The organism is Pseudomonas sp. PVC-3-1, from assembly GCF_057444315.1.
In genome coordinates, this window is the sequence record NZ_CM172023.1 from 3,880,928 (window position 1) to 3,893,698 (window position 12,771).

Below are 12,771 nucleotides of genomic sequence, written 5' to 3' on the forward strand. Positions count from 1 at the left end.
CCGCGAACGAGCGATCGTTCGCGGGCCTTGTCGTTTCAGCCGTCGCAGGATTTTCACAGGCCGCCGGCAGACTGGGCCGCTTACCCGTTACCCATCGCAAGGGGTTTCGCACATGCGCCGTCGCATCATCGCTGTACTGGGCACCATCGCACTGGCCGCCGCCAGTTTCACTGCCAGCGCCGAGGAATCCCCCGGCCGCGCACTCAGCGAGGCTGTCGGCATCCCCTGGCCGACGGTGATCGCTCACCGCGGCGCTTCCCACGACGCCCCCGAGGAAACCGCGCCGGCCTATCTCGCCGCCCGCGACCTGGGGGCGGACTACCTGGAGGCCGACTTGCAGCGCACCAAGGACGGCGTGCTGGTCGCGGTGCACGATGACACCCTGGAGCGCACCACCGACGTCGCCAAGGTCTTCCCGGGCCGCGAAAAGGCGCCGGTGAGCCAGTTCACCCTGGCCGAGCTCAAGCGCCTGGACGCCGGCAGCTGGTTCAATGCCGCCTATCCCGAGCGCGCCCGCTCCAAGTACGCAGGGCTGCGCATCCTCACCCTCGACGAGCTGATCGACATCGCCGAAGGCGGCGGCGAAACCCCTGGCCTGTACCTGGAAACCAAGGCGCCCGGGCAGTTCCCCGGCATCGAGGAAGACCTGCGCAAAGCCCTGGAGAATCGTGGCTGGCTCGACGCGCAGGGCGAGCCGCAAGGCAGGATCGTCCTGCAGACCTTCGAGAAGAGCAGCCTGGAGCTGCTGCAGAAGAGCATGCCGAAGGTGCCCAAGGTGCTGCTGTTGTGGGTCGGAGACGGCTACATGGCGGCGAAGAAACCGACCACCTTTGCCCAGTCGGGTGAGAAGATCAAAGCGGACTTCTATGCCGGGCAGGAAGTGAAATCCAAGGAAGAGCTCTTCGCCTGGCTTGACTGGGCCAAGGCCAATGGCGCCCTGGGCACAGGTCCCTCGGCGACTCTGACTGCGCGTGGCGACCAGAGCTACATGGACCTCGTGCAGCCGTGGATGAACCAGGCCGCCCATGAGCGTGGCCTGTTCGTGCACGCCTACACCGTCGACGATGCCGTGGACTTCGACAAGCTCACCAAGGCTGGCGTGGACGGCTTCTTCACCAACCGCACCGACCAGTTGCTGATGTTTCTCGGCAGGCCGCCCAGCCAGGATGTGGATTCGGTGCTGAAGTCGGTGGGCTACTGACGGTTGGTCAGGCGCGCGGAAAGGCTGCGCCGTGGTGCCGCTTTTCTGTAGGAGCGAGCTTGCTCGCGAACCGCATGGCACCGGCGTTACAGGCGGGCTCTGTTCGCGAGCAAGCTCGCTCCTACAGGGTGGAGATCGGCGCGAGGGGGAGCATCAGGTGCACGCTGGCCGTCGTACCCTGGCCCGGCGGGCTGGCGAGCACCAGTTCGCCCTGGAACAAACCGACCAGTTGCTGATGTTCCTTGGCCGGCCGCCCAGCCAGGATGTGGATTCGGTGCTGAAGTCGGTGGGCTACTGACGGCTGGTCAGGCGCGCGGAAAGGCTGCGCCGTGGTGCCGCTTTTCTGTAGGAGCGAGCTTGCTCGCGAACCGCATGGCACCGGCGTTATAGGCGTGCTCTGTTCGCGAGCAAGCTCGCTCCTACAGGGTAGAGATCGGTGCGAGGGAGCATCAGGTGCACGCTGGCCGTCGTACCCTGGCCCGGCGGGCTGGCGAGGACCAGTTCGCCCTGGAACAAACTGACCAGTTGCTGATGTTTCTTGGGGGCCGCCCAGCCAGGATGTGGATTCGGTGCTGAAGTCGGTGGGCTACTGAACCGATTTTCGCCAACCTCCTGCAAGGGAACGCCGTGCGCGATTGGCAGACCGCGCCGACCTCTGGGGATTTTTGTAGGAGCGAGCTTGCTCGCGAACCGCATGGCACCGGCGTTACAGGCGGACTCTGTTCGCGAGCAAGCTCGCTCCTACAGGGTAGAGATCGGCGCGAGGGGGAGCATCAGGTGCACGCTGGCCGTCGTGCCCTGGCCTGGCGGGCTGGCGAGGACCAGTTCGCCCTGGAGCAAGCCGACCAGACGCTTGGCGACGATCAGGCCGACCGGTGCTTCCTGCAGCATCTGTCTGGCCGCGTCGGCGGCCAGTTCCTCCAGCGAGTAGACCGCCTGCGGGTCCTCGGCAGCCTGCAGCAGCGGGGCTGCGTTCAGGCGGACGGCCAGGCGTTCGCCCTCCACCTGGCCATGCAGGGCAATGCACAGGGTGCCAGCGGCCGTTTCGCGGATCAGGTAGGCCAGCAGGTAGTCAAGGATTTTCCGCAGTAGCAATGGGTCGCCCAGCAGTGCGTGGTCCACCTCCGGCGCGGCCTGCAGCTCCAGTTTCAGGCCCTTGGCGCTGACCGGCGCCTCGAGGGCTGCCAGCGCTTCGCGCAGCAATGGCTCCAGGTGCAACGGCACGCGCTGCGCCTGTTCTTCGCCACTTTCCAGGCGGGCAATCTGGCGCAGGTCGGCGGTCAGCTTCAGCAAGTCGCGGCTGGTGCCGTCGATCCATTCCAGCGCCTCGCGGTCGGCCGGCTGCAGCGTCGCGCGCTGCAGCACCATTTCCAGCAGGCCGTGCATGGCGCCCAGGGGAACGCTGAATTCGTTGCTCGCGCGCACCAGGAAATTGAGCTTCTGCCGGTTGCTCAGCTCCGCCTGCTGCTTGTCCGCCTCGATGGCGCGCAGGCGGTCCTGGCGGCCGGTGATGTCGGCACTGCCGCAGATCATGCCAAGCAGCCGGCCCTGGGCATCGCGATAGGGCTTGCCCCAGTGATGCAGTACGCGGCGCTGGCCATGGATGCGCAGCTCGATGTCGCGCGCGAAGGCCAGCTCGGCAGCTACCGCCTGCAGGAAGTACTGGTGCAGCAGCTCGGCCTGGGCCGGCGCGTACCAGTCCACGTCCATGGCGCGGGTGCCCAGCACGTCCTCCAGGCGCACGTCGTATAGCCGCAGGAAGGCAAGGTTGGCGTGCGCCAGGCGGCCGGCGATGTCGCGCACGTAGAGGGCATCAGGCAGGCTGTCGACCAGGCTGCGCAGCATCACCAACTCATCGCTGTCCGGTGCTGCCCGTTCGGGCTCGGCCTGGGGAGCGGTCACCAGGGCGTTGCGCCGGGCGAAGTCGATCAGCTCCGCCAGGCTATGCAGGTTGAGCTTGTGCTGCAGGCGCGTGCGGTAGGTGCTGACGGTCTTTTCGCTGATGGTCAGCTCATGGGCGATCTGGTGGTTGTTGCGTCCGCTGGCGAGGAAGTACAGCACCGACAGCTCGCGGTTGGACAGGCTCGCCACCCGTTCACGCTCGCCGCTGCGTACTTCCGGCAGGTTGACGTTGCCCAGCAGGCGCATGGGGAAGTAGCTGCGCCCACGCAGCAGCATGGCTACCGCGAGGCTCAACTCGCGCAGGTCGTCGTGCTTGCTGACGAAGCCCGAGGCGCCGCCCTGCAGGAAGCGCCCGACGATGTGCTCCGAATCCTGCGCGCTGAAGGCCAGCACCGGCAGATTCACCCCGCGCGCCCTCAGGCGTGCCATGACGTCCAGGCCGTTCAGGCGCGACAGGTCGATATCGAGGATCAACAGGTCAGCGGGCTGCTCAAGGCCCAGCCGCAGGGCGTCCAGGCCGTCCTCCGCCTCGCCGGCGATGGTGTGGCCCTCGCTCTCCAGCAGTATGCGCACGGCATGCCGGGTGACCGGGTGTCCGTCGGCGATCAGCACCTGCCCCATGGCAGCTTCCTCAGTCGAATACCTGATCAACGCTAGGTCATTTCTCTCAGGCGTGCAGGATTTGAGTAGGAAGTTTCCTACGCAACAGTAAATGCTTTCCCATCTTTGGAGTTCATCGTTCCGAGAAGAATCGCCCCTAGAGACCGGCTCACGCGCCGGCCAGAAATGGATTCTGGAGGGCAACCAGATGAGTACCTGCACGATTGCATTGGCGCGCCGACACGCGCCGCCGTTCGTTCCCACGCTGCTGGCGGTGGTCATCACCTCGCTGGTGGCGCTGCCTTCGCTGGCCGAGGATTTCGACACTCCACAGTCGTTTTCCCCCTGGGAGAACAACACCAGCGAGCTGCACGACGCCCACTTCGACGTGAATGCCAGCCAGTCCGCCATCACCGTCAACGACATGGAATTCAGCATGGACGGCGGCTGGGTCCATAACACCGGCGCGGGCGGTGGCCTGCTGTTCAACCTGTGGAGCGGCAAGCAGGACCAGGTCGATCACGTGGAGATCGACAGCGCCGGCAGCTTCGGCCTGCAGGTCAACGGCGGCAAGGTCAGCATCGTCGACTCCCAGGTCAGCACCCATGGCGACAACGACGCCGGCCTGGACGCGCAGAGCGGCGGCCAGGTCGAGTTGGTGGGTGGCAGTGTCGCCACTGACGGCGACAGCTCCGCAGCGGTGCACGCCCACAACAACGGCGGCGCCCAGGTCAATGGCAGCGCGCTGACTACCGCGGGCGACCACGCCGCCGGCGTGCTGCTGGACAATAACGGCACGTTGCTACTGGACGCGTCGCAGATATCCACGAGCGGCGACGACAGCAGCGCTATCCAGGCCAACAACGGCGCCTCACTGCAGGTCAGCGGAGCCACTCTCGAAACCGCCGGCCAGGGTAGCCATGGCGTGCATATTTCCAGCAACGGCGCGGACAACACGCTGGCTGACTCCAGTATCACCACCCATGGCGCCGGCAGCATCGGCGTGATGGTCAATAACGCCAGCGGCTCGGCGCAGCTGCAGAACAGCCGCATCGTCACCGAAGGCGAGGGCAGCCACGGCCTCTATACCCGTCAGGGAACCCATATCGATCTCACCCAGGGCAGCCAGGTGGAAACCAGCGGCGCCCACGCTGATGGTGCCTGGACGGCCGAGGGCGGCAGCATCGCTATCGCCGACAGCAGCCTGGCGAGCACCGGAGCCGGCTCGGCAGCCGTGCACGCGGCGGCGTCCGGCACCATCAAGGTGGAGGCCAGCCAACTCTCCAGCGGAGGCAGCGCCGGGGCGAGTGTGCATCTGGACAATGGCGGGGCGGTCACCGCCAGCAACAGCCGGATCGATTCGCAGAATGGTTCCGCCATCCTTTTCAGCCAGGGCGAGCTGCAGGGCGGCGGCGAAGCGCACATGGACCTGAGCGCCAGCCGCGTGACCAGCGATGCAGCCGTGGTGACGGCGCAGGCCGGCAGCTCGGGCACTTTCAACGCTACGGGCAGCCAGTTGCAGGCGGGCAACGGGGTGGGTTATGCCATTGCCGAAGGTGCCAATCTGCAATCCACGCTTACTAACTCCAGCCTGGACGTCGGCGATGCCGGGCTGCTGGCGGAGGTCGCCGGCAATGGCTCGCTGCGGCTGACCAGCGAAGGCAGCGACCTGCACGGCGATACCCGTTTGCAGGACAGCGACCAGGGCCTGCTCGACATGACCCTGCACAACGCCCGCTGGCAGATGAACGCCGACTCCACCCTGAGCAACCTGGACGTGGACGGCGCGACCGTGGCCTTCGGTGCCAACGGCTATCACACCTTGTCGATGGCCGGCGACCTGACCGGCTCCGGCACCTTCGACATGAACACTGATCTCTCCAGCCTGCAGACCGACCTGATCCTGGTCGGCGGCCAGGCCTATGGCGCGCACACGCTGGTGGTGGCCGACAGTGGCAAGGAGGCGGGCGGCGACCAGTTGCGCGTCGTCGGTACCCAGGGCAGTCCGGGGGCCTTCAGCCTTTATGGCGAGCACGTGGATGCTGGCGCCTACCGCTACACCCTGGAGCAACAGGGCAACGACTGGTATCTGGTCGCCAGCGGCAAGAATGTGGTCGACCCGGGCGAACCGACCGATCCGGAGGATCCCGACCAGCCCTCCACGGGAACCGGTGACGGCGGCGACCCCGGGACGACCACTCCCGATCCGGGTGACGGCGGTAATGAAAACGGCAATCAGGGCGGCACGGACGGCGGCGAACAGGGAGGCAGCTCGGGCGGGGACCAGGGCGGTACCGACGGTGGCAGCCAGGGAGGCAGCGACGGCGGTAACCAGGGCTCCAACGGGGGTGGCAGTACCAGCCAGCCGGACATCATCTCCAAGGGCTCCAACGTCGCGCTGGGCATGCAGAGCGCCGCCGCCAACCTGTACTACGCCGAACTCGGCACCCTGGTACAGCGCCTGGGTGAACTGCGCCTCAGCCAGGACGAAGGCGGCGTGTGGATTCGCGGTATCGGCAAGCGCATGCGCATGGGCGAGCACTATGGCCGGGCCTTCGAACAGAACCTCGATGGCGTCGAGATCGGCGCCGACAAGGCCATTCACCTCGACGGCGCCCGCCTGTACCTGGGCGCCATGGTCGGCGCCAGCGAGTCGCGCATCCGTTTCACCGAGAACAGTCGTGGGCATCTGGACAGCACCAGTGTCGGCGCCTACGCCACCTACCTGCGCGACGACGGCTGGTACCTGGACAACGTCATCAAGTACAGCCACATGGACGGCGACGTGAAAGTGCCGACCAACCTGGGTCAACCGGTGAAGGGTGACTACAAGGCCGATGCCTATGGTGTCAGCGTCGAGGGTGGCAAACGCATCGACCTGCAGGACCAGTGGTTCGTCGAGCCCCAGGTGCAGCTCAGCGCCACGCACTTCGAAGGGCCGCGCTACACCAGCAGCGACGGCCTCAAGGTGCGCGCGAGCGACACAGACTCGCTGCAGGGCAGGATTGGCCTGCGCGGTGGCAAGGAAATCCAGCTGGACCGCGATATGCGCCTGCAGACCTACGCGACCGCGTCCTACATCGACGAACTGGCCGGCAACACCCACGTCCGCATCAACGGCGAGAAGCTCAACAACCAACTGCCCGGCTCGCGCGGCGAACTGGGTGCCGGCGCGGCGCTACAGGTCAGCCGCCAGCAGAAGGTCTCGCTGGAAGTGGACTACGCCAAGGGCGACCACCTCGAAGAGCCCTGGGCCGTGACCCTCGGCTACCGCTACCTCTGGTAGGCACAGACCCACGGGGAGGGCGCTGACGCCCTTCCATTCCCCCTTCGACATTCCGTGCGGAACCGGTGCTCCCGGTTCCAGGGAGACAATCATGTACAGGAAACTTGCGGCCGAGCTGATCGGCACCTTCTGGCTGGTCCTGGGCGGCTGCGGCAGCGCCGTTCTCGCCGCCAACTTCGGTGATCATGGCATCGGGCTTCTCGGCGTCGCGCTGGCCTTCGGCCTTACCGTCGTCACCATGGCTTATGCGATCGGCCCGATCTCCGGCTGCCACCTCAACCCGGCGGTAAGCGTCGGCCTGATGTTCGGCGGCCGTTTCCCGGCCGCCGACGTATTGCCCTACATCCTTGCCCAGGTCGCCGGCGGCCTGTTGGCCGGCGGCGCGCTGTACCTGATCGCCAGTGGTGCGCCCGGCTTCGATGCAGCCAGTGGTTTCGCCGCCAACGGCTATGGCGCGCACTCGCCGGGTGGTTACAGCCTGGCGGCGGTGCTGCTGTGCGAACTGATCATGACGGCCATGTTCCTCTTCGTGATCATGGGCGCCACTGATCGCGACGCTCCGGCGGGCTTTGCGCCGCTGGCCATCGGCCTGACGCTGGCACTGATTCACCTGATCAGCATTCCGGTCAGCAACACTTCGGTGAACCCGGCACGCAGCCTGGCCGTGGCCTTCTACGCCGCACCCTGGGCTCTGGAGCAGCTCTGGGCCTTCTGGCTCGCCCCGCTGGTCGGCGGCAGCCTGGGGGCGCTGGTCTATCGCGCGGTCCGCGGCCGCTGATGTCTACACTCGCTGTGGCGCTTGGCGCCGCGTTGTCTGCCACCAGGAGATCGTCATGAATACCCGTAAACTGATTCCCACCGCTCTTGCCGTCGTACTGCTGCCCTGGTCGCTGGCCCAGGCAGCGTCCCTGGGCGATGTTGCCGGCAGCCTCGGCGGCCTCGGCAACCTGTCGTCGGTGTCGTCCAGCAGCAGCGGCAACGTCGCCGGGTTGCTGGAGTACTGCGCCAAGAACAACTACCTCAACGCCGATGCGGCCACCCAGGTGAAGGACAAGTTGCTGGGCAAGCTGCCGGGCAACACCACCACCAGCGACAGCGGCTACAAGGACGGCGCCAAGGGCATCCTCACCGGCAGCGACGGCAAGAGCCTCGACCTGTCCGGCAGCGGTATCAAGGAGAAGGTCACCAAGCAGGTGTGCGACAAGGTCCTCAGCCAGGGCAAGTCGCTGCTCTGACGCTCCGGCATGTCGGAGGCGGGTCCTCGTCAGGGGCGGGATTTCTCGTAGCGGACATCCCGCTCGTCCACCCGCCCGGCGAACTGCCAACCGTGGCGACGGTAGAAAGCATTGGCGCGAATGCCGTCGCCGCCATCGGTTACCAGCCAGATGTTCCCGTGCTCGCGGAACAGCTGTTCCTCGGCCGCCGCCAGCAACAGGCGGCCCATGCCCAGCCCCTCGCACTCCGGGCGCACGAACAGGGCGAAGAGTTCTCCCTCGTCGGTATCCACCATGGCGAAGCCGCCGGGAACGCCGTCGATCTCGGCAATCCACGCGCACGGCGCGGATTCGATCGCCTCGGCCAGCACCTGCGGCGTGATACCCAACTTGGCCATCTGCTCGCGGCTCAGGTGGTTCTCACGCACGCTGGTGCGGATGTCGAAGAGGGTGTCGATGTCCGTCGGGTTTGCGGGGCGGATCGATAGGGGCATGGCGGCTGTTCTCGTCGTCAGGTCGCGGAGAAACCGCTGTGGTAGGCGACCTGGCCGGCGGCCTTCGAGCCATCCAGCGACAGCGCCATGAAGTATTCGGGCGGCACGCCCGCGTACTGGATCGCCGGGTCCTGGTGGAAGCCGAAGCGCGGGTAGTAGGCCGGGTCGCCCAGTACCACGCAGCCTTTTGCGCCGAGAGCCGCGAGTCGCTCCAGCCCCGCATGGATCAGCGCCGCACCGATTCCCCGGCCGTGCAGGTCGGGACGCACGGAGACCGGGCCGAGTCCGTACCAGCCGAGGTCCGCGCCATCCAGGGTCACGGGGGAGAACGCCACATGGCCGACGACCACACCTTCCACGGTGGCGACCAGGGAAATGCTCAGCGCCCCGGCTGCGCGCAACGCATCGACGATGGCGCCTTCGGTACCGCTGCTGTGCTCGGCCTCGGCGAAGGCGGCGGTGGTCACTTCGCGGATGACGCTGAGGTCGTCCGGGTGCTCGGGGCGAATGCTGTACTGCATGCTGTTTGTCCTCCTGGAAGGCCGGCTTGGGGTGATCCTGTGGGAAGCGGGTAAAGTCGATCGTTGCAGTCTGAAGACTAGGCCGGCTGAACTGCGGGCCTGGTCATCTCAAACCCTGCGCCAAACGCTGGCCAGCCAGGGCTGCTGCTCCCGCGGCAGGCCTGCGGGGCGGTAGTAGTGTTCCAGCTCGCGGAAGCCCGCGTCTTCCAGCAGGCGGGTCCAGTTCTGCAGGTCGTGGTAGGAGCCAAAGCGTCCGCCGTTCCAGCCTTCCTGGTTTTCCCCACGAGGGTTGGAGCTGAACAGCACGCCGCCGGGCTTCAGCGCGGCATGCAGCTGGCCGAGTACGCGCGGCAGCTCGCTGCGCGGCACGTGGAACAGGCTGGCATTGGCGTATATGCCGTCGAAGCGCTCGGCGGGCAGGTCGAGGGCGAGGAAATCCTGCTGCCAGACTTCGCAGCCGCTGGCTTCGCGCGCCATGGCGACAAAGTCGGCGCAGCCGTCCAGGCCGACAGGAGCATGTCCCAGGCTTTTCAGCGCGCACAGGTCACGCCCCGGACCGCAACCGAAATCCAGCAGCACGAAAGGTGCTTCGCTCTGGATGTGCCGCAGCAGCGCGGCAATGTTCTGGGTGACGTCGTGGTCCCAGGTGCCCTCACGGAAGGACTGTGCGCTGTCCTGATAGTGCTGCAGGGTGACGCGGGAGATGTCGCGCAGGATCGGGTCTTCGGTGCTCATGGCCGTAGTCGGTCTGGGTGGATGCCTGTGATTCTACAATGCGCCACGCGCGGTGGCCCAATCGACGGGCCACCTGCAGCAGCGAGCGATGCCCGTTTCTGCAGGTCCGGTTTGAAAGTCAGTGCCGGGACGCGAACGGCAAGGGGGCGGTTCTAGACTGAGGCATTGCCACCACGGATTGCCAAGATGTCCCTCTCCCGAAACCTGCCTGCCCTGGATTGGCCCGCACTCACCGGGCAACTCGACGCCGATGGCCATGCACTGATCCCCGGCCTGCTGGACAGGGCACAGTGCGAGACGCTCCGCGCGCTGTACGACCAGGACGCGCCATTTCGCAGCCGCGTGGTCATGGCCCGACACAACTTCGGTCTCGGCGAATACCGCTACTTCGCCTATCCCTTGCCGGCGCGGCTGCAGGAGCTTCGCGAGGCCCTCTATCCGCCGCTGCGCGCCATCGCCAATACCTGGCAGGTGCGCATGGACACCTGCATCCAGTACCCGCCGGAGCATGCCGGCTTCCTCGCCCAATGCCACGCCGCCAGCCAGCGCCGGCCGACGCCCTTGCTGTTGCGCTACCGCGCCGGTGACTACAACTGCCTGCACCAGGACCTCTACGGGGAGCTGGCGTTCCCGTTGCAGGTGGCGATCCTGCTTTCGCGGCCGGGCGAGGAGTTCGAGGGCGGCGAGTTCGTGCTGACCGAGCAGCGCCCGCGCATGCAGTCACGGGTGACGGTAGTGCCGCTGCAGCAGGGCGACGCCGTAGTGTTCGCGGTGGCCCAGCGGCCGGTGCGGGGCGTGCGCGGCTACCATCGGATCAACCTGCGCCATGGTGTCAGCCGCCTGCATACCGGCGAGCGCTTCACCCTCGGAGTGATCTTCCACGATGCGCTGTGAGGAGTAGCATGGATCGGTCCAGGGAACCGGGAGATCGACATGCACTACGAAGTGATTCAACGCCACCGTAGCGAGTACCCCGCGCCCATCACTTTCGCCAAGGGTGCGCCGCTGTTCGTCGGCGAACGTTACGAGGGCGCCGAGGGCTGGGAGGACTGGTACTTCTGCTCCACGCCCGGCCAACGTGAAGGCTGGGTGCCGGCGCAGGTGTTCAACATGACCGCGCCGGGCGCCGGCGTGGCCATGGAGGACTACACCGCCCGCGAGCTCGACGTGGAGGTTGGCGAACGCCTTGAAGGTGGCCGCGAACTGGGCGGCTGGCTCTGGTGCGTCCGCTCCGGTGGCGAGGCCGGCTGGGTGCCGCTGGATTGCCTGCAGGAAGTCAGCGCCTGACCCTGCAACGCCTGATCTGCAATAGAGTCAGGCCTTGTAGCGGCGCCCGGCGTGCTGCTTGAGCCAGGCCATCAAGCCGCGCTGCTGCACCACCGTGGGTTGCTCCACCAATAGCGCAGCGCTGGCCTTCTGGCGGAAGTCCAGCAGGCGGCCCATGGCCTCGGCAATCTCCTGGCGCGCCTCCATGCAGGGGGCGAGGGTCTGCTTGTCGATGTAGTAGGCGGCGCCATCGCTGATCGCGGTGAATTGCGCCTGCCACGCGGAGCCGGTGAGCACGCCGGCCTCGCCGAACACTTCGCCCGGTCCCATGCGGCCGGCCTCGATGGTCTGGCTGTCGTGGGGCAGGGTGACGCTGACCACGCCGGAATCGATGATCAGCAGGCGCTCGCTGACATCCCCCGGCGCCAGCAGCACTTCGCCTTGCTTGAATGGGCGGCGCTGCATGCGGGTCGCCAGCTCGTCACGCTCCTCGTCACGCAGCGCATCGAACAGCCCTGAGCGCACCAGCAGCGCCCGTGCGCGTGAGGCGCTTTCGCGGATCGGAGCATCGGCCTCGGCCAGCAGGTTGATGCCGGCGGCCTGCAGGTGGCGGTAGGCGAGGTCGAACAACTGGTTGCGCACCTCGCGCTTCTCGCCCATGGCGGCGACGAAGCCGCTCATTTCATACTCCACCCCATCGGGCGCGGACTTGCGCACGCTCACCGCCGGTGCCGGGGTAGCCAGCAGGGCACGACAGCCGCCCAGGGCATGCTCAAGCGCTTCGATCACCTTGCGTGGTCGGATGTGCGGGCTGACCGTCAGGCTCACGCTGACGCCATAGAGGTTCGCCGGGCGGCTCAGGTTGAGCACCTTGGCCTTGGCGGCGAGGGAGTTGGGCACCACCGCCAGCGTGCCCTGGGAGGTCTGCAGATAGGTGGAGCGCCAGTCGATCTCGGTGACCTTGCCCTCGATGCCGTCGATGGAGATCCAGTCGTCCAGCTGGTACGGCTTGGTGGTGTTCAGCACGATGCCGGAGAACACATCGCTCAGGGTGCTCTGCAGCGCCAGGCCGAGGACGATGGCGACTACCCCGGAAGTGGCCAGCAGGCCCTTCACCGGCAACTCCAGCACGTAGCCCGCCGCGGCGATGATGGCGACCAGGAAGATCAGCGCGCCGACCACGTCCTGCAACAGCCGCCCGCCATGGCCGATGCGCTGCACCAGCAGGAAACCCAGGACAACCGTCAGGCAGCGGGCGGCGAACAGCCACCAGATGATCTGCACGGCGGTAGCGACCATGTGGCTGGGCAGGTCGTCCGCCCAGGGCGCGGCGCGCAGCGGGTTCATCCCGGCGTTGAACAGCAGCAGGCTGAACAGCAGGAAGCCGAGCAGGCGAACGGCCAGCCGCCAGTGCGGATGGGCCGGGCCAACCAGCCGCCAGAGCAGCAGGTCGATCAGCAGCAGGGCGGGGGCGGCGAACAACGGGTGGGTGGTGAGCAGCGCGGGCATCGAGCCTCTCCTTGGAACGATCGCAAGAAGATGGCACAGAAAG

General features: G+C 66.8%; 12 protein-coding genes. 7 read left to right on the forward strand and 5 right to left on the reverse strand.

Annotated elements, in window-relative coordinates; genetic code table 11:
* Positions 1 to 112 precede the first annotated feature (112 nt).
* Together AC2T4A_RS18145 and AC2T4A_RS18150 are read left to right on the forward strand one after the other, a co-directional pair.
* Complete coding sequence (locus AC2T4A_RS18145; protein ID WP_486741433.1) at positions 113 to 1,201, forward strand: glycerophosphodiester phosphodiesterase; 1,089 nt, start codon at positions 113 to 115, stop codon at positions 1,199 to 1,201.
* A gap of 157 nt (positions 1,202 to 1,358) precedes the next feature.
* Positions 1,359 to 1,499 carry a hypothetical protein gene (locus AC2T4A_RS18150; RefSeq protein WP_486741434.1) on the forward strand — a complete coding sequence of 47 codons (141 nt, stop codon included), beginning with the start codon at positions 1,359 to 1,361 and terminating at the stop codon, positions 1,497 to 1,499.
* Between the two features lie 443 nt (positions 1,500 to 1,942).
* Here AC2T4A_RS18150 and AC2T4A_RS18155 read toward each other — a convergent pair whose 3' ends face one another.
* Positions 1,943 to 3,724 carry a response regulator gene (locus AC2T4A_RS18155; RefSeq protein ID WP_486741435.1) on the reverse strand — a complete coding sequence of 594 codons (1,782 nt, stop codon included), beginning with the start codon at positions 3,722 to 3,724 and terminating at the stop codon, positions 1,943 to 1,945.
* A 187-nt stretch (positions 3,725 to 3,911) separates the two neighbouring features.
* Between AC2T4A_RS18155 and AC2T4A_RS18160 the strand changes: the two genes are divergently transcribed.
* From AC2T4A_RS18160 to AC2T4A_RS18170, 3 genes are all read left to right on the forward strand, one after another.
* A complete protein-coding gene (locus tag AC2T4A_RS18160; RefSeq protein ID WP_486741436.1) occupies positions 3,912 to 6,989 on the forward strand; it encodes an autotransporter family protein in 3,078 nt (1,025 codons plus the stop codon).
* A 91-nt stretch (positions 6,990 to 7,080) separates the two neighbouring features.
* Complete coding sequence (aqpZ, locus tag AC2T4A_RS18165; protein ID WP_486741437.1) at positions 7,081 to 7,767, forward strand: aquaporin Z; 687 nt, start codon at positions 7,081 to 7,083, stop codon at positions 7,765 to 7,767.
* A 55-nt stretch (positions 7,768 to 7,822) separates the two neighbouring features.
* On the forward strand, positions 7,823 to 8,224 hold the full coding sequence (locus AC2T4A_RS18170) for a DUF2501 domain-containing protein (protein ID WP_416749469.1): 402 nt from the start codon (positions 7,823 to 7,825) through the stop codon (positions 8,222 to 8,224).
* Positions 8,225 to 8,253: 29 nt separating this feature from the next.
* On the opposite strand, the gene AC2T4A_RS18175 is transcribed toward AC2T4A_RS18170, so the two are convergent.
* The 3 genes from AC2T4A_RS18175 to AC2T4A_RS18185 form a co-directional block, all read right to left on the reverse strand.
* Positions 8,254 to 8,697 (reverse strand): GNAT family N-acetyltransferase, encoded by a 444-nt coding sequence (locus AC2T4A_RS18175; protein WP_416749470.1) that lies wholly within the window; start codon positions 8,695 to 8,697, stop codon positions 8,254 to 8,256.
* Positions 8,698 to 8,714: 17 nt separating this feature from the next.
* Complete coding sequence (locus AC2T4A_RS18180; protein WP_486741438.1) at positions 8,715 to 9,218, reverse strand: GNAT family N-acetyltransferase; 504 nt, start codon at positions 9,216 to 9,218, stop codon at positions 8,715 to 8,717.
* 108 nt (positions 9,219 to 9,326) lie between these two features.
* Positions 9,327 to 9,953: a class I SAM-dependent methyltransferase gene (locus AC2T4A_RS18185; RefSeq protein WP_486741439.1), complete on the reverse strand. Its 627-nt coding sequence runs from the start codon at positions 9,951 to 9,953 to the stop codon at positions 9,327 to 9,329.
* Between the two features lie 186 nt (positions 9,954 to 10,139).
* On the opposite strand from AC2T4A_RS18185, the gene AC2T4A_RS18190 reads away from it, so the two are divergent.
* Both AC2T4A_RS18190 and AC2T4A_RS18195 read left to right on the forward strand, forming a co-directional pair.
* Positions 10,140 to 10,847 (forward strand): 2OG-Fe(II) oxygenase, encoded by a 708-nt coding sequence (locus AC2T4A_RS18190; RefSeq protein ID WP_478378783.1) that lies wholly within the window; start codon positions 10,140 to 10,142, stop codon positions 10,845 to 10,847.
* 39 nt (positions 10,848 to 10,886) lie between these two features.
* On the forward strand, positions 10,887 to 11,240 hold the full coding sequence (locus tag AC2T4A_RS18195) for an SH3 domain-containing protein (protein WP_045207447.1): 354 nt from the start codon (positions 10,887 to 10,889) through the stop codon (positions 11,238 to 11,240).
* Between the two features lie 27 nt (positions 11,241 to 11,267).
* On the opposite strand, the gene AC2T4A_RS18200 is transcribed toward AC2T4A_RS18195, so the two are convergent.
* Positions 11,268 to 12,728 carry a mechanosensitive ion channel domain-containing protein gene (locus tag AC2T4A_RS18200; protein WP_416749477.1) on the reverse strand — a complete coding sequence of 487 codons (1,461 nt, stop codon included), beginning with the start codon at positions 12,726 to 12,728 and terminating at the stop codon, positions 11,268 to 11,270.
* Positions 12,729 to 12,771 lie beyond the last annotated feature (43 nt).

Excerpts from the sequence above, each read along its gene's own strand:
- AC2T4A_RS18145 (WP_486741433.1), top strand. The coding sequence starts at position 113 with ATGCGCCGTCGCATCATCGCTGTACTGGGCACCATCGCACTGGCCGCC.
- AC2T4A_RS18155 (WP_486741435.1), bottom strand. The coding sequence starts at position 3,724 with ATGGGGCAGGTGCTGATCGCCGACGGACACCCGGTCACCCGGCATGCC.
- AC2T4A_RS18160 (WP_486741436.1), top strand. The coding sequence starts at position 3,912 with ATGAGTACCTGCACGATTGCATTGGCGCGCCGACACGCGCCGCCGTTC.
- aqpZ (WP_486741437.1), top strand. The coding sequence starts at position 7,081 with ATGTACAGGAAACTTGCGGCCGAGCTGATCGGCACCTTCTGGCTGGTC.
- AC2T4A_RS18170 (WP_416749469.1), top strand. The coding sequence starts at position 7,823 with ATGAATACCCGTAAACTGATTCCCACCGCTCTTGCCGTCGTACTGCTG.
- AC2T4A_RS18175 (WP_416749470.1), bottom strand. The coding sequence starts at position 8,697 with ATGCCCCTATCGATCCGCCCCGCAAACCCGACGGACATCGACACCCTC.
- AC2T4A_RS18180 (WP_486741438.1), bottom strand. The coding sequence starts at position 9,218 with ATGCAGTACAGCATTCGCCCCGAGCACCCGGACGACCTCAGCGTCATC.
- AC2T4A_RS18185 (WP_486741439.1), bottom strand. The coding sequence starts at position 9,953 with ATGAGCACCGAAGACCCGATCCTGCGCGACATCTCCCGCGTCACCCTG.
- AC2T4A_RS18190 (WP_478378783.1), top strand. The coding sequence starts at position 10,140 with ATGTCCCTCTCCCGAAACCTGCCTGCCCTGGATTGGCCCGCACTCACC.
- AC2T4A_RS18195 (WP_045207447.1), top strand. The coding sequence starts at position 10,887 with ATGCACTACGAAGTGATTCAACGCCACCGTAGCGAGTACCCCGCGCCC.
- AC2T4A_RS18200 (WP_416749477.1), bottom strand. The coding sequence starts at position 12,728 with ATGCCCGCGCTGCTCACCACCCACCCGTTGTTCGCCGCCCCCGCCCTG.